Here is a 17,775-nt window from a genome sequence, read left to right as displayed (position 1 = left end):
AATGAGCACCCTCCTTCACATCGATGCCAGCCCGCGCGGCGAACGTTCCATCACCCGCAGCCTCACCCACGACTTCGTCGCGGCGTGGAAAGCCGCCCATCCGGGCGAGAAGGTGATTTCCCGCGACCTCGGCCACCAGCCCCCGCCCTTCGTCGACGAGGCGTGGATCGCCGCCGCCTTCGCCCCGGAGCCGACCGCCGCCGACACGGCCGCCCTCGCGTTCTCGAGCGAGCTGATCGCCGAGATCCATGCCGCCGACCGCTACGTCTTCGGCATCCCGATGTACAACCTCTCGATCCCCGCCGTCTTCAAGGCGTGGATCGACCAGATCGTCCGCGTCGGCCGGACCTTCGGCTTCGGGGCGAACGGCCTCGAGGGGCTCGTGAAGGGGAAGAAGGTGACGATCATCACCGCGAGCGGGAGCGTCTTCCGCGCCGGGACCCCGTACGCCGCCTACAACTTCCAGGAGCCCTACCTCCGCGGCATCCTCGGCTTCATCGGGATCACCGACGTCGAGTTCATCGTCGCCGACGGCGTCAACGACGTGAACTACGGCAAGATCGACCGCACCGCCTACCTCGCCCCGATCCGGGAACAGGTCGCCGCGGCGGCGAAGGCCTAGGCCTCGGACTGGGCTTTTTCGCGCCCTTCCTTCCGCCCTACTGGAGCCGCTCCTGCAGCTGCTCCAGCGGGGCGGTGAGGGTCACCTTCTCCCCGTTCGCGAGGAGGAGGAGCGAGGGGCTCTTCCCCTCGGTGCGGATCTCGCGCAGGTGGGCGAGGTGGATGAGGGCCGAACGGCTGGCGCGGAAGAACCGCGCCGGATCGAGCCGCGCCTCGAGGCTCACCATCGTCTCCCGGAGAAGGAGCTTCCGCCCGTCGGCGCAGCAGACCTCGATGTAATTCCCCTCGGCGAGGAAGCAGACGATTTCCTCCATCGGGACGACGGCGATCCGGGGGCCGTCCTTCACGGTGAGGCGCTGGGGGTAGGCGGCCTTCTCTTTCTTCTCGCCCTCCTCCGGCGGCGCGGGGAGGGCCTGGAGGAGGCGGTCGAGCTGCCTCGCCATCTCCCCCTGCTTCCTCGCGGCGACGAGGGCGCGGACCCGGGCGAGGCTCTCGCCGAGGCGCTGCTTGGAAAACGGCTTCAGCAGGTAATCGACCGCGTGGGCCTCGAAGGCGCGGACGGCGTATTCGTCGAACGCGGTGACGAAGACCGTGAGCGGGCGGAACTCGGCCGGGAGCGAGCGGAGGACCGTGAAGCCGTCGAGGCCCGGCATGCGGATGTCGAGGAAGAGGAGGTCGGGCCGGTGGTTCACGACGGCCTCGATCGCCTCCTCGCCGTCCTGGCAGAGGGCGGCGACCTCGATCCCCGGCTCCCCCTCGAGGAAGCGTTTCAACCGGAGCCGCGCCGGTTCCTCGTCGTCGACGATCACGATCTTGAGCGGGGCGGAATGGGAATCGGAGGAACTCATAGGGCGGAGACGACGGGGATCTCGATCCGAGCGGTAATGCCGCCGAAGCGGTTCGGCAGGAGGTCGAAGCGGACGGGGAGGCCCGGGTAGGAGGCCTCCAGGCGGGTGCGGACGTTCTCGATGCCGATGCCGTGCCCGCTCCGCGAGCGGGGGCCGAGGTCGGCGCCGCTGTCCTCGATCTCGACGACGAGGCGTTCCTCGATCCGGCTGGCGCGGAAGCGGATCACCGCCTCGCCGGGACATTCCTCCACGGCGTACTTCACCGCGTTCTCGAGGAGGGGCTGGAGGATCAGCGGCGGGACGGCGCAGGAGAGGGTCTCCGCCGGGATCTCCTCCTCGACGCGGAGCCGCCTGCCGTGGCGGATCTTCTGGATGCCGAGGTAATCGCGGGCGAGCTGCGCCTCCTGCCGGAGCGGGATGCGGGTCTTGTTCCGGGTGTCGAGGGCGGCGCGGAGGAGGTTGCCGAGGCTCAGGACGATCTCCTCCGCCTGGTCGGGCGCGGTGTGGATCTGCTCCGCGAGGACGTTGAGGGTGTTGAAGAGGAAGTGGGGGTGGAGCTGGGCGCGGAGGGCGTCGAGCCGCGCCTGGGAGAGCTGCTGTTCGAGCTCGGCGGTCCGCTGCTCCCGGCGGAGGGCGCGACGGTGGGAGGCGAGGACCGAGACGAGGAGGAGCGAGGCGACGTAGAGCGGGACCGAGATCGGGACGCCCTGGAGGAAGTGGTCCATCACGACCCGGTCGACCCGGGTGGGGCGGCCGATGTTCGTGCCGTCGGCGGCGTACTGATCCTCCTGCGGCGGGGGCGGCCGATGCTCGGCGTGGGGCGGCTTCGGCAGGATGTGGATCATCAGCCATCCGGCGGCGAACATCAGCGCGACGCAGACGGCGAGGTGGCCGCCGAGGAAGAGGAGCCACTGCCCCGGTCCCGAGCCCTTCCCGAAGCGGGGCGGCAGGAGGTGGGCGGCGGCGAGCATCGCCGGGCTGACGATCATCCACGGGAGCCAGAGGATCAGCGAGCCCCGGAAGGCCCCGGCCCACGAGGCGCTGAAAAAGAAGACGGGCGGCGCGGCGAAGAGGACGAGGAGGAGGAGCCAGAAGACGACGAAGGCGGCCCCGGCGACGGCGAGGACGGAGGGGGGCTCCGGAACGGTCCCCGCAGGCGAGGGACCGGTTCCGGCAGGAGGGAAATCGTCGCGCATCGTGGAGGCCAATCTCTCCCTTCGGCGCGGCCGGAACAAGCCGATTTTCGGGGCGGGAGGGCGCTTTTTTCGCCCCTGCCCGGCCCGTCCCCCGTTTTCCGGTTTTCGTCCCTTCGCGGCCCGATTTCGTCCCCCCCGCCTCGAAGGCGGAGGGAATCGGGCTCATCGTGCCGCCATGAACACGTCGCTTCCGACCGCCGCCGCCCTTCCGGTCCTTCCGGCTCTCTCTCCCCGCGTCGTCCGCAACCTGCCCCGCGCCTTTTCCGCCGCGTTCGAGACGCCGGAGCGGGGGAAGGAAGAGGGCGCCTCGCTCGGCGAACTCCTCTCCGTCCTGAAGGAGCTTCACCTCGCGCTCTCCCACTAGAGCCTGTGATGTCTGTGATGCCTGCGCTGAATCCCGAGAGTCGCATGGAGTCCGAGTCCGAGGCCGGTGCCGGGGTCGTCTCCGTGGTGCTCGCTCCTCCCTTCGACGGGGAGTGGAAGGTGGTCCCGGGCCGGAAGGGGGAGAAGGGGCTCGGCTTCGAGGCGATCTGGCCCCGGCCCTGCGGCGTCCCGGTCTACGCCCCGGCGGCGGGGCGGATCGCGGGGGTCCTCCCCCTCGACGAGACGGGCGAGGCCGGGACCGTCGCGCTCCTCCTCGACCTCCCCCTCGGACGCCGGGTCCGCCTCTTCCCGTTCCGGCGACGCGATCTGGCGGTCGAGCGGGGGGCCTCGGTGAAGGGCGGGGAACTCCTCGGCCACCTCCGCTCCTTCCGTCCCCGCCTCGTGATGTGGATGGAGGAGGAGCGGGAGGGCCGGTGGAACGCCGTCCCGTTCCGGATGGGCGGCTATCGGAGCCATCGCCGGGGGGAGGGAGAGCCGGGGACGAAGACGAACGAGGCCTGGCACTATCACGAGGAAGGGTGCCCGGCCCCCGGCGACCTTCTTTCCAATTGTGCGCGGACGGCCTGGATGGAGGCCTGCTTCCGTCCCGCGCCGGGGGGCCCCCCGCCCCTCTACGCGTTCCACACCTCGGAGGGGACATGGCGGGAGGCGCTCGATTTCCATCGGTGCGGCGGAGGGGACTCGCTCTGGATCTCCCGCTCGAAGCACGGCGCGGCCTCGCTCCGGTTCCGGCTGAGAAAGGGGTGCTTCCAGCCCCTCCGCTTCGAGGAAGGACGGCTGGGGACCCGTGCGAGTCTCCCCGCGCTCCTCTGGCAGGCGGGACCCGTTCCGCTCCATCCCCTTCAGGGGATGCGGTGGGCGGCGGGGCTGCCGTTCCCTCCCGCGCCGCCGCTCCCCGTCGGGACCGGCCCGCTCCGCCTTCTCCTCCCCTTTCTTCCGAAGCGGCCCCATGAGGGCGCGTCGACGGCCTCGGCGGAAATCGTCTTCGCGAACCGGATGACGGAGACCTTCAAGATCCGCCGCTTCCTCCCGGCCCAGCCCGATTTCCTCCTCGAGCTGACCTTCAGCGCGAGGCAGGGCCTGGTCGAGGGCGTGCTGAAGGGCGGCTCCTCCTGGAGCCACATCCAGCGGGTGAGCTGACGGCGATCCTTATTCCCCCGCCTGGAAGAGCTGCCCGACGCGGCGGACCTGCTGGAGCTCCTCCTGCGCGATGGCGTTGAGCTCGGGATGGCGGCCGAAGGAGGCGATCCAGATCGCGCGCGGGGAGTGGAGGACGTCCTCCATCTTCCGGTTGCCGCCGACGCGGTCGGTGGCCGAGGGGAAGCCGCAGGCGTCGGCGATCTCGTCGGTGAGCTGGAGGAGGACGCCGAGGAAGGGGCCGTTGTAGCGGAGGTTCGTGATTTTGGTCTTGTCCGGGAGGGTCGCGTCGTGGTGCCGGGCGACGGCATCGACGACGTGGGGCGGGAGGCCGGAGCGGACGCACATGGCGGCGGAGATCGCCGCATGGGTAGTGCCGAAGACCTCCTTTTCGAGCGGGAAGAGGGCGTCCGACTGGTCGAAGAAGACTCCGTATTCCCGCTTGAAGAAGGTGACGACCGTCGGCCACGAGGCGTCGTGGAGGAGGCCGGCGAGGTATTCGGTCCCGTCGACGGGATGGTAGTAGGAGGCGAGCCGCTCGACCATCCGGGCGACGAAGAGGTTCCGCTCCCAGAACGGGATCCAGTCCCCGCCGAGTCGGTTCGCGTTCATCCGGCGGAGGACCTCGACGCCGAAGAGGACGCGGAGGCGGGCGAGGCCGAGGAACATCACGGCGTAGGGGATCGTGAAGTGGCGGCTGCCGAGGGCGGCGATGTTCGCGGCCCGGAGGACGAGGTGGGTGAGGGCCGCGTCGGTCGAGATGATGTCGTTGCAGCGGTCGAGGGAGACGTCGTCGCGGTAAAGCTGGCGGCCCAGATTACTGAGGGCCGAGTCGGCGGCGGGAAGGACATCGCCTTCCGTCTGGACGAAGCGGAGAAGGCGCTGTTCGAGATCGTTGGGAACCGCTCCGTCGGGGAAGAGACGGTTCTGGATCGTGGCGGCCTGTTCTAGGGTGATGGTGCTCATGGGTCCTCCTTATGGGTGGCTGCGGCATCCCGGGAAATCCCTCCCTGCGCCGCGCGGACCCTCATGATCCGCTTATAACGGTAACCTACGTCGATGGAATTCGCAAAACATTAACTCCCTTTTTCTACCTAGACCCAGGGGGGTAGAGGGGCCGTTTACCAATCGGTCGACCGGTAATCCTTCAGGAACTTGCCCCAGATGTGGGTGCCGGTGTTGATCTTGACGGATCGACGATTTCGGATTTCCCGGATCCATTCGAGCTAGGTTTACGGATTTTATATATTCAAGGCTCTTTTAGCTTATGTATAAAAGAGGCACCCATAATGACCCCTTCCACTCTCCGCGCCGACTCCCATTACCGTTCCGTGGACGGCCTTCGGGGTGTGGCGATTCTCCTGGTGGTCTTTAATCATCTTCTCGCCTTTCGGAGCTGCACGCATGGGGTCCTCTTCGCTCCCGCTCTCTTGCTTCGGAGCGGATGGATGGGAGTCGATATCTTCTTCGTACTGTCCGGCCTGCTGATCAGCCGGCCCTTTCTCAAGGCGAAGATCGAAGGGCGCTCGGTAGGGCTGAAAGGCTATGCCGTGCGGCGCGTTTTCAAAATCATTCCTCCCTGCTATCTGGCGATCGCGTTGGCGGCCGCCTCGGCCTGTCTCATGGGAAATGGAGGCGATCTGTTTCGTCGCATCTCCCAGGAAGCCTTTTTCTATTACACGATAGCCCCGACTGAAAACCCGCTCCTCGCCGTTCTTTGGACGCTCGGTGTCGAGGCTTGGTTCTATCTTTTGCTTCCCCTCGCCTTTTTTCTATGTCGCAGGCTGACCGTCGCGCAAACCGTCTCGGCGCTCCTCCTCGGATTCTGGCTTTTTGCTCCCGCCGTAAAAATCCTCTCCCTGAAATTTTCCCTGCCAAGCGGCTCATGGCTGGGAACTCTCTCCTTCTTTCAATACTTCGCCTGGGGAATCGCTTTCGCCTATCTTGATCTTTCGGTTCCCTCAAAGACGCTCAAGAAGCATGCCGACCTTCTTTTTTGCATCGGTGTCGCCGGACTTTCCGCTCTTATTGTGGGCTTTGGATATGCCGGCCTCGCTGTCGAGGTCGAGAAGTATGAGTCTGTGATCAAGGCTTACACCACCTCATTTTGGTTCCCTCCGGCCATCGGCCTATCGTGCTTTTTCCTTCTTTTTTCCTCTCTCGGTTCAGGGCGTCCTTGGCATGCTTTTTTGAATTCCTGGACGATGGTCGGCTTGGGGGTGGTCAGCTACGAATGGTATTTGCTGCACACCATTTTCTCTTATGCAGGTCATGCCTCCAGCAGTGTGTTCCGCTTTTTAATTTACAGCGTCATCCCGGGTTTCGGCAGCTTGGGGTTGGCCGTCCTGGTCTATCGCTATTATTCCCTGCCGATTTTGAATGCAGCAAAAAGGTCGCTGTGCCCGCCTGTCCCGTTTCAGTTCCCCCCACCGCCTGAAATATAGCTTCGGCCGTTTACCAATCGGTCGACCGATAATCCTTCAGGAACTTGCCCCAGATGTGGGTGCCGGTGTTGATCCCGTCGATGATCGGGTCGACGATCCGGGCCGCGCCGTCGACGATGTCGAGGGGAGGGTGGAAGCGGTGTTCCTGGGTCTTCCGCTCGGCGATCTGGACGGGGTCCTCGTCGGTCACCCAGCCGGTGTCGACGGCGTTCATGTGGATGCCGTCGGCGTGGTAATCGGCGGCGGCGGTGCGGGTCATCATGTTCAGGGCCGCCTTCGCCATGTTGGTGTGGGGATGGCGGGTGGTCTTGAACTTCCGGTAGAACTGCCCCTCGACGGCGGAGACGTTGACGATGTGCTTGTCCCGGCCCGGGGTGCGGAGCATCAGCGGCTTCAGCCGGGCGTTGAGGATGAAGGGGGCGATGGCGTTGATGAGCTGCACCTCGAGGAGCTCGACCGAGGGGACCTCGGCCATCATGAGCCGCCACGAGTTCTTTTCCCGGAGGTCGACCTGCTGGAGGTCCTGGTCGAGGCGGCCCTGGGGGAAGAGGTCCTTCTGCGCGGCGAGTTCCTCCGGCAGGAGCGAGACCTGGGAGAGGGCCGCCGCGTGGGTGATCCCCGCGAGGGGCGAGGAGGCGGGGGAGGACGTCCCCGCTCCGACGGTTCCGGCGGCTCCCTGGCCTTCGGGAAGCATGTGGTAGCCGCGCAATCCCTCGTAGGTGCCGAGGAGCTTGCGGGTCGCCTCGGGGAGGTCGTGGAGGGGGCCGTTCTCCCGGGCCATCATGTGCTCGTAGAAGTCGGGCGGGCGGCGGACGGTCTGGCAGGCGTTGTTGACGATGAAGTCGAGGCGCGCGTGGTTCGCCGTCATGTGGCGGCAGAAGGCCTCGACGCTCGGCGTGTGGCGGAGGTCGAGGCCGATGATCTCGAGCCGGTGGCCCCATTCGGCGAAGTCGGGCTCCGCGGCGTAGCGGACCGCCGAGTCGCGCGGGAAGCGGGTGGTGACGACGAGGTGGACCCCGGCGCGGAGGAGCTTGATCCCGGCCTGGTAGCCGATCTTCACCCGGCCCCCGGTGAGGAGGGCGACGCGGCCCCGGAGGTCGGCGCTCTCGGTCCGCTTCAGCCAGTTCAGCTCGGCGCACGCGGGGCAGAGCTGGTCGTAGAAATGGTGGAGGGTCGAGTAGTCCTTCTTGCAGATGTAGCAGTTCTGCGGCTCGACGACTTCGCGGAATTCGAGCGCCGGATCGCCGGTCACCTCGTGCTGCTCGAAGGCGAGGGGGGGGTAGACATTGGGGGTGACGAAGACGGCCTCGCGGCGGAGCTTGCGGATGCCGGTCTGGTGGAGCTTCGACTGGTCGCGCTCGATCTTCTCCGCCTTGCGCTGGCGGGCCTTCGCCCGGACCAGCTGCCGCCGCTCGCCGACGTCGGGGCAGAAGACGTCGCCCGCCGCCTGGAGGAACCGGTTCCGTTCCTCGTCGGAAAGCTGGCTCAGCACGGCGCGGTTCGCCGCCGCCTTTTCGAGGACCGCGGCGGCGGCTTTCAATTCTTCCAGCGTGGGGGAGGCGGACGAGAGGGACATGGCGGCGGGGGGAGAGCCGGGCAGGTTCGCAGTCTTTCCGCCGGAAATCAATCCATCCCCGCGCTTCTACCGCGGGTGCAGGCCCAGGCTTGGCCTAGGACGCCTGGAGGAGGAGGCCGACCTTGCGGACCTGGAGGAGCTCGTCCTGGGCCATCGTGTTCAGGTCGGGATGCCAGCCGAAGGCGTTGATCCAGGCGACCCGGGGGGAGGCGAGGACGTCGTCCATCGTCTTCCCGTCGTCGCTCCCGGCGGGGCGGTCGGAGGGGAAGCCGCAGGCGTCGGCGATGTCGTCGGTGAGCTGGAGGAGGACGCCGAGGAAGGGGCCGTTGTAGCGGAGGTTCGTGATCGTCGCCCTCTCGGGCAGGGCCGCGTCGTGATGCCGGGCGATGGCCTCGACGACGTGGACGGGGAGGCCGGAGCGGACGCACATCGCGGCGGAGATCGCCGCGTGGGAGGTGCCGAAGAGGGTCTTCTCCAGCGGGAAGAGGGCGTCGGCGCGGTCGAAGAAGATCGAGTATTCCTTGCGGAAGAAGGTGACGACCGTCGGCCACGAGGCGTCGTGGAGGAGGCCGGCCAGATACTCGGTCCCGTCGATCGGATGGTAGTAGGAGGCGAGCCGCTCGAGGAGGCGGGCCGAGAAGAGGCTCCGTTCCCAGAACGGGACCCAATCGGCGGAGAGGCGGTCCCCGTTCATCCGGCGGAGGACCTCGACGCCGAAGAGGACGCGGAGGCGGGCGAGGCCGAGGAACATCACGGCGTAGGGGATCGTGAACTTGCGGCTGCCGAGGGCGGCGATGTTCGCCGCGCGGAGGACGAGGTGGGTGAGGGAGGCGTCGGTCGCGATGATGTCGATGCAGCGGTCGAGGGCGACCTCGTCCCGGTAAAGCTGGCGGCCGAGCTGGCCGAGGGCCGACTCGGCGGCGGGGAGGACATCGCCCTCCCTCTCGATGAAGCGGAGGAGGCGCGCCTCGAGGTCGGTCTCGACCGCGCCCTGTCCTTGCGGGTAGAGCCGCCGACGGATCTCGGCCGTCTTTTCCAGGTTTTTCGGGTTCGTCGGATTCGCTGAATTCGGGGTGGGGCGCATGGTCTTTTCCTCCTTTCGAGGAGGAAAAGATGGAGGGTTCCGATTTGTTTGCAAGTCAATCTTTCACAACGAATTACGCAAAACAAAATCTCCCGGTTATGTGATGAAAATGTGTAAAAAAGGGTTTGGGAACCTCCCTTTTAGAGCCATTTCCGGAACGTCTCCTGATAGCGGTTGTAGACGAAGCCGAGGGCGAGGAGGAGTCCGCCGAGGCCGAGGAAGGTGAGGATGCGGCTGAGGGTGCCGAGTTCCCAGACATCGACGCAGAGGACCCGGCCCAGGGCGAGGGCGAGGAGGACGAGGCCCGCCCAGCGGGCGAGGCGCTCCCGGCAGAGGAGGCCGAGGGCGAAGTAGGTCCCGGCGATCCCGGCCCAGACGAGGGTCATCGACCACTCGGGCTGGCGCAGGTCGGCCACGTCGCCGAGGAAGAGCGCGCCGCCCGCCAACGCGAGGGAGAGCCAGAGGCCCTGCCCCTCGCGGGAAAGGAAGGCGGAAGGCACGCGGCGGATCGCCGCCTGCTCCAGGGCGAAGAGGGCGGCCAGCGCGAGGCCGTTCGCCCAGAAGGTCCGCTCCGCTTCGCCGTAGACGAAGACGAAGAGGGCGGCGGCGAGGCCCCAGAAGACCATCGCCACCCAGTTCACGAAGCGGGCGGGCCGTCCGAACTGGAAGGCGTAGACCGCCGCGCCGCTGGCGGCGAGGACCCAGAACTGGTGGTCGACGGGAACCCGCTTCCAGATCCAGAACAGGTAGAGGAACGCGGCGAGGACGGCGAAGTGGGCCGCGCCCCAGTCGTCTTCCTCCGCCTCCTTGCGGAGCCGGGCGAGGCACCCGGCCTCCCCGGCGAAGAGGGCCATGAGGAGGAGCGGCGTGGTGTCCGAGGGCGCGAGATCGAGCGCCCATCCGATCGCGGCCCAGAAGAAAGCGGCGAGGGCCGCGAGGTGGGAGAGGGCGCGGAGCGGGGCGTGATAGCGCCAGACGGAACCGGAGAGGAGGAGCGCCCCCTCGATGCCGAGGAGCAGCGCGCCGTCGGTCCCGTGCCAGCGGCTGATCCAGCCGAGGGTGGCGACGAGGAGGCCCTGGATGAAGAAGGCCGTTTCCTGCGCCGCCTCGCCGGGGCGGAGGGCGCGGGAGAGGAAGGCGGTGGCGGCAAGGAGGAGGCCGAAGCCGATGGCGAAGGGCGGAAAGGCGGCGTCGAACGAGGCGCTTCCGCTCCCCGGCAGCGTCAGGGCGCCGAGGAGGAGGAAGAGGGCGTTGTTCAACGTCAGGAACGTGAGGCGCTCCGCCGCTCCCCAGGCCGCCATCCGGGGCCACGGGGAGAGGAGGCCGAGGGTGAAGACGAGCCAGTCGCCGGAGAGAAAGAGGAGATCGCCCGTCGCGTGGCCCGATCCCGCCGAGGCCAGGGCAATCGCATGGAGGCTGTACGTCCCCGCGAGGGCGGCGTAGGAGGCCGACTTCCAGCCGTAGCGGAGGGTGAGGAAGATCGCCGCGCCGCTCAGGATGAGGTTGGAGACGTGGGTGTAGGCGGGGTCGGGCCCGAGGAACGAGGTGTAGTAGGCGAGGGCGACCGCCGCGACGCCGAGCGTCTCCGCCCGCCGCCAGCAGGCGACGCCGATGATGACGGCGGCCCAGGCGAGGAGCACGAGGTTCGAGGCGAGGCCGCCCTCGATCCAGCGGAGTTCGGTCACGTAATGGGAGGCGTAGAGCGCGTAGTAGCCGCCCGCGAGGCCCCCCGCCGCCAAGACCCGCCCGTAATAGCGGAGGGTCTCCCGGCTCTTCTCGAGCCAGAGCCCGAGGCCGCCGAGCGCGAGGCTCGCCGCGAAGAGCGCCGCCGCCCGGCCCAGCGGGGTGACGTAGGCGACGAGATGCTGGTAGGTGAAGCTCGCCAGGAAGACGAGGCCGGTCAGCAACATCCCGATCCCGATCCGGACGAGCCAGACCCGGCCGAGGTGGAGCTCGAACGGATCGCTTTCTTTCGGTGCAGGCTGGGGTGTCGGCGTGGGCGCGTCGGTAAAGGCAGGAGCCGGGGGAAGAACCGGAACAGCCTCATAGGAGGCGGCGATCGGCTCCCCTTCCTCCGCGCGTTCCCGGGCCAGGGACTCGATCCGCATCCCGAGGGTGTCGACCTGGAGGCGGAGCCGGTGCTGTTCGTCGCGGAGTGCATCAATGCGGGGATCATTCATGGCGTGGGGGGGCGGGTTTTTTCTTTTTATAGGCGAAGAATGGGGGATTTACCTAATCGATAATTTTTTGTAGTACATCGATCGAATCAATGAACCTTCACCACCTCGAACTCTTCTACTACGTCGCGAAGGCGGGAGGGATCTCCCGCGCCTGCGCCGTCATCCCCTACGGGGTCCAGCAGCCGGCGGTCAGCGCCCAGATCCTCACGCTGGAGAAGGAACTCGGCCTCGTCCTGTTCCAGCGGAAGCCGTTCCACCTCACCCCGGCGGGCGGGCGGCTCTTCGCCGAGATCGCGCCGTTCTTCGAGCGGGTCGCCGACCTCGGCCCCGTCCTGCGCGGGGAGTTCTCCCACCAGCTCCGCCTCGTCGCCCTCGGGGAGGTGCTGAAGGACCACATGCCCGAGCTGCTGCAGGCCCTCATGCGCCGTTTCCCCGGCCTCAAGGCCCGGCTCTACGAGCGGAACCAGGCGGAGGCGATCGCCCTCCTCGACGAGGGCGAGGCCGACCTCGCCGTGACAGTCCGCGAGACCTCGCTCCCCGAGCGCTTCGCCTCCCGCGACCTCATCCGCCTGCCGATGGTCCTCCTCGTCCCGCCCTCATTCGCGCGGGTGAAGCGGGCCGAGGCGTTCTGGACGGGCGAGGCGCGGGCCCCCCTCGTGGCCCTCCCCGGCAACGAGATCCTGACGCGGCACTTCGCCGCCGAGCTCCTCCGCCGGGGGGCCTCCTGGCCGACGGCGATCGAGGCGAACGGCGTCGAGCTGGTCGCCAATTACGTGTCGCACGGCATGGGGGTCGGCCTCTCCGTCCGGGTGCCGCAGGCGAAGCTGCCGCCGGGAGTCCGCGTCCTTCCGCTGAAGGATTTCCCCGACATCGTCGTCGCCGCGTTCTGGCGCGGGACGCTGCGGGAGCCGTCCGTCACTTTCCTCGACCTCCTCACGAAGCGGGCGGAAGTCTTCAGCCGCCGTATTGCGCGTCGCTGACTTTTTCGAGCCAGTCGACCGGCTTGCCGTCGAGATGTTCCTGGATCGCGATATGGGTGAGGGCGGTCGTCGCCGTCGCGCCGTGCCAATGCTTCTCGCCCGGCGGGAACCAGACGACGTCGCCGGGGCGGAGGGTCTCGACGGGGCCGCCCCACCGCTGCGCCTGGCCGCAGCCCGCGGTCACGATCAGGGTTTGGCCGAGGGGATGGGTGTGCCAGGCCGTCCGGGCGCCGGGCTCGAAGGTGACGCTGGCGCCGATCACCCGCGCCGGGGCCGGGGCCTGGAAGAGGGGATCGATCCGGACGGTGCCGGTGAAGTAATCGGCGGGGCCTGGGGTGGAGGGGCGGGAGCCGGGAGGGTGGATGTCCATGGGGGGATTATAGCAGGGGGGACAAGGGGGCGCGAAGTTATGGAGAGCGCCCTTCGGGACGGGGTACAGACCCTGTACAGGTGGAGGCCGGACGCGCGTTTAAAGATGCAAGAGGGGTTGCCCCCCGGCCATGCGAGTTAGTTTCCCCTGAGAACGAGTGTCGCTATCGCGACGGCATTGCGCCCCTCCTGCACTTGCCTCCCGGCCCTGCAAGTTAGTCTCCCCTGGGAAACGAGTGTCGCTACCGCGACGGCAGTCCCCCTCTGATAGGCCTGAACTATTTGGAGCGGTACCGCATTAGGCCGTCCGCTTCGGGTAGAGCGCGTCCGCTAGATCCCCTGTCCGCTTGGGAGGAACTACGCTTCCAAAGGCTGGGAGAAAGGGTGTAAAATAGTGCATGTCTTCCGAATTCACCCGTATCTATCTCATTCGCCACGGAGCTACTCGTCTTGCTGCCGAGGATCGTTTTGCCGGATCGATCAATGTTCCGCTCTCCGATGAGGGGCGGGGGCAGGTGGCCCGGTTGGCGCGGCGGCTTTCGGGGGAGAAGATCACCCGCGTCTACGCCTCGCCCCTCGACCGGACGATGGAGACGGCCCGCATCCTCGCCGCTCCCCACGCCCTCCCCGTCGAGCCGCGCGACGGCCTGCGCGAGATCTCCCACGGCCGCTGGGAGGAGCTGACGCGGAAGGAGGTCGACGAACGCTTCCCGGAAGAGGCCGCCGAGTGGGAGAAGGACCCCTTCACCTTCGCTCCCGAAGGGGGCGAGAGCGGGCTCCAGGTGACGGCCCGCGCCCTTCCGGCCCTCATCGAGATCGTCCGCTCGAATCCCGGCGGGCGGGTCATCGTCGCCTCCCACAAGGCGACGATCCGCCTCCTCCTGAGCACCCTCCTCGGCTTCGATCCGCGACGCTACCGGGACAACCTCGACCAAAGCCCCGCCGCCCTGAACGTCGTCGACTTCAAGGACGCCACGCGCGCCCGCCTCACCCTCTTCAACGACACCTCCCACTACACCGAGACGGGGCTGGCGATCCCCGCTGTCCCGGCGAACCGCCTCTCCGCCTGGTGGGGCGAGACCGGCGGAGCGTAAGCCTCCCTCCCCGGGCGAGCGGCTTTTTTCACCCGTTTTTTTGCGTAAAAACGGGAATGCGGTAGAGTAAGCGCCTTCGGTGGAGAAAGACTTGACGGTTTTCCTTCAACTCCTAAAGCATTGACCTTATTAACCGCCCTATTTTAGTCGTTTCTCTGACATGATGAACCTATCGATCGGCCAGAAAATCGCGCTCGGCTTCTCGGCCGCCATGAGCGCCCTCATCCTGATCGGGATGACCCTTTACTGGAACCTCCGCCAGGTGGAGGAAGACGCGGGGTGGGTCACCCACACCCTCCAGGTCGAGAAGGAGCTCGATGGGACGATGCTCGACCTGATGAAGGCCGAGAACCGGGCCCAGGCCTACCTGAACACGCCCGATCCCGCCTTCAAGGAGAGCGTCGAAAAGGCCCGGGGCGATCTCCACTCCCGCATCCGCACCCTGCGCACCCTGACGAGCGACAATCCCCACCAGGTTGCCCGCCTCGACCAATTCGAGCCGCTGACCTCCGCCCGTCTCGACGGCCTCCTCCAGTTGACCCGGCTCCACGACCTGAAGGTGGCCGCCTCCGATCCCCGGATGGACGTCGTGGCCAGGGAAAGCAAGACGATGTCGGAGCAGCTCGACAGCCTCGTCGCCGAGATGAGTCAGGAAGAGGAAAACCTCCTGGCCCAGCGGCAGGCCCGCGCCGCGGCGACCGAAACCCTGACCTTCAACGTCATCACCTACGGGACCCTGCTCGCCTTCGTCCTCGTCGGCATCGCCGGCTGGCTCGTCTCGCGGAGCATCACGAATCCCCTCCGCCTCCTCGGCCTCGGCGCGTCGAAGATCGGCGGCGGCGACTACGGCCACCGCGTCAACGTCAACACGAAGGACGAGGTCGGCGACCTCGCCGGATTGTTCAACCGGATGGCGATCCAGGTCGAGGAACGCCAGCGGATCCTCGGCGACAAGGATTGGCTCAAGACCGGGCTGACGAAGTTCTCCCAGGTCTTCCAGGGCCAGCGCGACGTCGAGGCCGTCTGCCAGAAAGTCCTCGCCGAACTGGCCGCGCTCCTCGATGCCCGCCACCTCGTCCTCTACCTCGCCGAGGCGGCTCCCGAGGGGGAGGGCGACGGCGGCCTCCGGTTCCAGGCCGGCTACGCCCACGACAACCCGGCCCCCCGCCTGCGGAAGGGGCAGGGCCTCGCCGGCCAGGCGGCGGTCGACCGGCGGCGCGTCGTCCTCGACCCGATCCCCGAAAACTACCTGAAGATCAACTCGGTCCTCGGCGAGGCAAAGCCCCGGCAGATCGTCGTCCAGCCCGCCGTCTACGAGGGGCGGACGAAGGCGGTGATCGAGTTGGCGACCCTCCATCCGCTGACCCCCGTCCAGCTCGATTTCCTCGACCAGTTCGCCGAGAGCTTCGGCGTCGTCCTCAACCTGATCGAGGCGATGACCCGGACCGAGGCGCTGCTGAAGGAATCGCAGGCCCTTTCCCTCGACCTGAAGCGGAACCAGGAGGAATTGAGCGAGAAGAACATGGCGCTGGAGGAGCAGACCGAGCGCCTCCAGGCCTCCGAGATGCAGCTCCAGGAACAGCAGGAAGAGCTCAAGCAGACGAACGAGGAGCTCGAGCAGACCAACGAGGAGATGCAGCAGACCAACGAGGAGATGGAGGAGAAGGTCAACCTCCTGGCCGAGCAGAAGAAGCAGATGGAGAAGATCAACCGCGAGATCGAGCAGGCCCGCGAGTCGATCGAGGAGAAGGCCCAGGAACTGGCCCAGACCTCGAAGTACAAGTCGGACTTCCTCGCGAACATGTCGCACGAGCTCCGCACGCCGCTCAACAGCCTCCTGATCCTCTCGAAGATGCTCGCCGACAACGGCGGCGAGAACCTGACCGAGAAGCAGGTCCAGTACGCGAAGACGATCCACTCCTCCGGCAACGACCTCCTCCAGCTGATCAACGACATCCTCGACCTCTCGAAGATCGAGTCGGGGATGGTCGAGCTCGAGATCGTCGACATGCCCCTCGCCGACCTCCAACGCTTCGTCGAGCACACCTTCCGGCACGTCGCCGAGTCGAAGGGCCTCGCCTTCCGCGCGGAGATCGCCCCCGGCGCGCCGGAGACGATCCGCACCGACGTCCGGCGGCTGGAGCAGATCGTCAAGAACCTCCTTTCCAACGCCTTCAAGTTCACCCCGCACGGCTCCGTCGACCTCGTCATCGGCCCGGTCGAGGGCGGCTGGCGCGTCCCGAACGAGCGGCTCGACCGGGTCGGCACGGTCGTCGGCTTCACGGTGAAGGACACCGGCATCGGCGTCTCCGAGGAGAAGCAGCAGATGATCTTCGAGGCGTTCCGCCAGGGCGAGGCGGGGACGAACCGGAAGTACGGCGGCACCGGCCTCGGCCTCTCCATCAGCCGGGAACTGGCGTGGCAGCTCGGCGGCTCGCTCGAGCTGAAGAGCGCCCCCGAAGCGGGCAGCGCCTTCACCCTCTACCTCCCGCTCGCCGGCCCGGCGGAGCTGAAGGTCCCCCTCTCCCCCGCGCCCCGCGAGCGGCGCGCCGCGGCGAGCCAGGCGTCTCCGTCGTCGGCCCATTCCGCCCAGACCGGGTCGCAGGAGGCGGCCGGAAGCGCCCCGAACGCGCTGAGCCTCCCCTCCGACGTCGAGGATGATCGCGGCAACCTCGCGCCCGGCGACCGCATCCTCCTCATCATCGAGGACGACCGCAACTTCGCCTCGATCATGGTCGACTTCGCGCGGGAGAAGAACTTCAAGGCCGTCGTCGCCCCCTCGGTCGAGCAGGGCATCGCGATGGCCCGGCAGGTCGTCCCGACGGCGATCACCCTCGACCTCCACCTCCCCGACAGCGAGGGCTGGATCGTCCTCGACCAGCTCAAGCACGACCCGAAGACCCGCCACATCCCGATCCACATCATCTCCGTCGACGAGGGCCGGGAGCGGAGCCTCCGCCTCGGCGCGGTCTCCTATTCCCAGAAGCCCGTCACGCGGGAGCTCCTCCAGGCGGCCTTCAGCCGGACCCTCGACTTCGTCGAGCGGCCCGTGAAGAACCTCCTCATCGTCGAGGACAACGAGACGCAGCGGCAGAGCATGGTCGAGCTGATCGGCAACGGCGACGTGAAGACCACGGCGGTCGGCACCGCCGCCGAGGCCTTCAAGGCGCTCGACGCGGTCCACTTCGACTGCATGGTGATCGACCTCGGCCTCCCCGACATGGCGGGGATCGACTTCATCCGCCAGGTGCAGGAGAAGTACGGCGCCGCCGCCCCGCCCGTCATCGTCTACACCGGGAAGGAGCTGACGCGGAAGGAGGAGACCGACCTGCGCCGCGTCGCCGAGTCGATCGTCATCAAGAACGTCCGCTCGCCCGAGCGGCTCCTCGACGAAACCGCCCTCTTCCTCCACCGCGTCCAGACCCGCCTCCCCGAGGCCGCCCGCCACATGATCGAGCAGGTGCAGAAGAACGACTCCGTCATCGCGGGCCGCAAGGTTCTCGTCGTCGACGACGACGTGCGGAACATCTTCGCCCTCACCTCGGCGCTCGAGGCGGCGAAGATGGTGGTGAAGTACGCCGAGAGCGGCCAGGAGGGCATCGACATCCTTGCGGCCGATCCCGAGACCGAGATCGTCCTCATGGACGTGATGATGCCGGGGATGGACGGCTTCGAGGCGATCCGCCGGATCCGCAAGATGGAGCGGTTCCGCCGCATCCCGATCATCTCGGTCACCGCCAAGGCGATGCCCGGGGACCGCGAGAAGTGCCTCCAGGCGGGAGCCTCCGACTACATCACCAAGCCGGTCGACATCGAGAAACTCAAGTCGCTCCTGCGGGTCTGGCTCTATCGGTAGGGAGCC

14 protein-coding genes are annotated in these 17,775 nt (G+C 67.4%); 7 read left to right on the top strand and 7 right to left on the bottom strand.

Annotation, left to right across the window (positions count from 1 at the left end; genetic code table 11):
- Nucleotide 1: 1 nt before the first annotated feature.
- On the top strand, nucleotides 2–622 hold the full coding sequence (locus tag BLU04_RS02835; protein ID WP_093281950.1) for an FMN-dependent NADH-azoreductase: 621 nt from the start codon (nucleotides 2–4) through the stop codon (nucleotides 620–622).
- Between the two features lie 37 nt (nucleotides 623–659).
- Here the strand turns inward: BLU04_RS02835 and BLU04_RS02830 are convergent, their stop codons facing one another.
- Complete coding sequence (locus BLU04_RS02830) at nucleotides 660–1,469, bottom strand: LytTR family DNA-binding domain-containing protein (protein ID WP_162274618.1); 810 nt, start codon at nucleotides 1,467–1,469, stop codon at nucleotides 660–662.
- Nucleotides 1,466–2,665, bottom strand: coding sequence for a histidine kinase (locus BLU04_RS02825; RefSeq protein ID WP_157895046.1), 1,200 nt, complete (start codon nucleotides 2,663–2,665; stop codon nucleotides 1,466–1,468). Before BLU04_RS02825 ends, BLU04_RS02830 begins: the two co-directional genes overlap by 4 nt.
- Before the next feature lie 175 nt (nucleotides 2,666–2,840).
- Between BLU04_RS02825 and BLU04_RS02820 the strand changes: the two genes are divergently transcribed.
- On the top strand, nucleotides 2,841–3,029 hold the full coding sequence (locus tag BLU04_RS02820) for a hypothetical protein (RefSeq protein WP_093281943.1): 189 nt from the start codon (nucleotides 2,841–2,843) through the stop codon (nucleotides 3,027–3,029).
- 44 nt (nucleotides 3,030–3,073) lie between these two features.
- On the top strand, nucleotides 3,074–4,189 hold the full coding sequence (locus BLU04_RS02815; protein ID WP_093281941.1) for a hypothetical protein: 1,116 nt from the start codon (nucleotides 3,074–3,076) through the stop codon (nucleotides 4,187–4,189).
- 9 nt (nucleotides 4,190–4,198) lie between these two features.
- On the opposite strand, the gene BLU04_RS02810 is transcribed toward BLU04_RS02815, so the two are convergent.
- Entirely contained in the window at nucleotides 4,199–5,152 is a 954-nt protein-coding gene (locus BLU04_RS02810) for an HDOD domain-containing protein (RefSeq protein ID WP_093281938.1), read from the bottom strand.
- 323 nt (nucleotides 5,153–5,475) lie between these two features.
- Between BLU04_RS02810 and BLU04_RS02805 the strand changes: the two genes are divergently transcribed.
- Entirely contained in the window at nucleotides 5,476–6,630 is a 1,155-nt protein-coding gene (locus BLU04_RS02805; RefSeq protein ID WP_093281937.1) for an acyltransferase, read from the top strand.
- 10 nt (nucleotides 6,631–6,640) lie between these two features.
- Here BLU04_RS02805 and BLU04_RS02800 read toward each other — a convergent pair whose 3' ends face one another.
- From BLU04_RS02800 to BLU04_RS02790, 3 genes are all read right to left on the bottom strand, one after another.
- Nucleotides 6,641–8,206: an SDR family oxidoreductase gene (locus tag BLU04_RS02800; RefSeq protein WP_093281935.1), complete on the bottom strand. Its 1,566-nt coding sequence runs from the start codon at nucleotides 8,204–8,206 to the stop codon at nucleotides 6,641–6,643.
- 94 nt (nucleotides 8,207–8,300) lie between these two features.
- Entirely contained in the window at nucleotides 8,301–9,290 is a 990-nt protein-coding gene (locus tag BLU04_RS02795; protein ID WP_093281933.1) for an HDOD domain-containing protein, read from the bottom strand.
- A gap of 140 nt (nucleotides 9,291–9,430) precedes the next feature.
- Nucleotides 9,431–11,470 carry a DUF2339 domain-containing protein gene (locus BLU04_RS02790; protein WP_093281930.1) on the bottom strand — a complete coding sequence of 680 codons (2,040 nt, stop codon included), beginning with the start codon at nucleotides 11,468–11,470 and terminating at the stop codon, nucleotides 9,431–9,433.
- A gap of 89 nt (nucleotides 11,471–11,559) precedes the next feature.
- On the opposite strand from BLU04_RS02790, the gene BLU04_RS02785 reads away from it, so the two are divergent.
- Nucleotides 11,560–12,450 (top strand): LysR family transcriptional regulator, encoded by an 891-nt coding sequence (locus BLU04_RS02785; protein WP_093281928.1) that lies wholly within the window; start codon nucleotides 11,560–11,562, stop codon nucleotides 12,448–12,450.
- On the opposite strand, the gene BLU04_RS02780 is transcribed toward BLU04_RS02785, so the two are convergent.
- Nucleotides 12,425–12,820: a cupin domain-containing protein gene (locus tag BLU04_RS02780; protein WP_093281925.1), complete on the bottom strand. Its 396-nt coding sequence runs from the start codon at nucleotides 12,818–12,820 to the stop codon at nucleotides 12,425–12,427. The two genes, BLU04_RS02785 and BLU04_RS02780, sit on opposite strands and share 26 nt — an antisense overlap.
- A gap of 397 nt (nucleotides 12,821–13,217) precedes the next feature.
- Here BLU04_RS02780 and BLU04_RS02775 point away from each other — a divergent pair, with 397 nt between their 5' ends.
- Both BLU04_RS02775 and BLU04_RS02770 read left to right on the top strand, forming a co-directional pair.
- Nucleotides 13,218–13,913 (top strand): histidine phosphatase family protein, encoded by a 696-nt coding sequence (locus BLU04_RS02775; RefSeq protein WP_093281923.1) that lies wholly within the window; start codon nucleotides 13,218–13,220, stop codon nucleotides 13,911–13,913.
- A gap of 160 nt (nucleotides 13,914–14,073) precedes the next feature.
- On the top strand, nucleotides 14,074–17,769 hold the full coding sequence (locus BLU04_RS02770) for a response regulator (protein ID WP_093281920.1): 3,696 nt from the start codon (nucleotides 14,074–14,076) through the stop codon (nucleotides 17,767–17,769).
- The last annotated feature ends 6 nt before the right edge of the window (nucleotides 17,770–17,775 follow it).

This window comes from Verrucomicrobium sp. GAS474 (assembly GCF_900105685.1).
Classification (GTDB): Bacteria; Verrucomicrobiota; Verrucomicrobiia; order Methylacidiphilales; family GAS474; genus GAS474.
The sequence above is the reverse complement of the archived record's forward strand: the minus strand, read 5'-3'. Positions and strand labels throughout refer to the sequence as shown.

Bases quoted from the DNA above. Each gene is read 5' to 3' on its own strand.
- BLU04_RS02835 (WP_093281950.1), top strand. From the start codon at position 2: ATGAGCACCCTCCTTCACATCGATGCCAGCCCGCGCGGCGAACGTTCC.
- BLU04_RS02830 (WP_162274618.1), bottom strand. From the start codon at position 1,469: ATGAGTTCCTCCGATTCCCATTCCGCCCCGCTCAAGATCGTGATCGTC.
- BLU04_RS02820 (WP_093281943.1), top strand. From the start codon at position 2,841: ATGAACACGTCGCTTCCGACCGCCGCCGCCCTTCCGGTCCTTCCGGCT.
- BLU04_RS02795 (WP_093281933.1), bottom strand. From the start codon at position 9,290: ATGCGCCCCACCCCGAATTCAGCGAATCCGACGAACCCGAAAAACCTG.
- BLU04_RS02805 (WP_093281937.1), top strand. From the start codon at position 5,476: ATGACCCCTTCCACTCTCCGCGCCGACTCCCATTACCGTTCCGTGGAC.
- BLU04_RS02825 (WP_157895046.1), bottom strand. From the start codon at position 2,665: ATGCGCGACGATTTCCCTCCTGCCGGAACCGGTCCCTCGCCTGCGGGG.
- BLU04_RS02790 (WP_093281930.1), bottom strand. From the start codon at position 11,470: ATGAATGATCCCCGCATTGATGCACTCCGCGACGAACAGCACCGGCTC.
- BLU04_RS02775 (WP_093281923.1), top strand. From the start codon at position 13,218: ATGTCTTCCGAATTCACCCGTATCTATCTCATTCGCCACGGAGCTACT.
- BLU04_RS02810 (WP_093281938.1), bottom strand. From the start codon at position 5,152: ATGAGCACCATCACCCTAGAACAGGCCGCCACGATCCAGAACCGTCTC.
- BLU04_RS02770 (WP_093281920.1), top strand. From the start codon at position 14,074: ATGATGAACCTATCGATCGGCCAGAAAATCGCGCTCGGCTTCTCGGCC.
- BLU04_RS02785 (WP_093281928.1), top strand. From the start codon at position 11,560: ATGAACCTTCACCACCTCGAACTCTTCTACTACGTCGCGAAGGCGGGA.
- BLU04_RS02780 (WP_093281925.1), bottom strand. From the start codon at position 12,820: ATGGACATCCACCCTCCCGGCTCCCGCCCCTCCACCCCAGGCCCCGCC.
- BLU04_RS02800 (WP_093281935.1), bottom strand. From the start codon at position 8,206: ATGTCCCTCTCGTCCGCCTCCCCCACGCTGGAAGAATTGAAAGCCGCC.
- BLU04_RS02815 (WP_093281941.1), top strand. From the start codon at position 3,074: ATGGAGTCCGAGTCCGAGGCCGGTGCCGGGGTCGTCTCCGTGGTGCTC.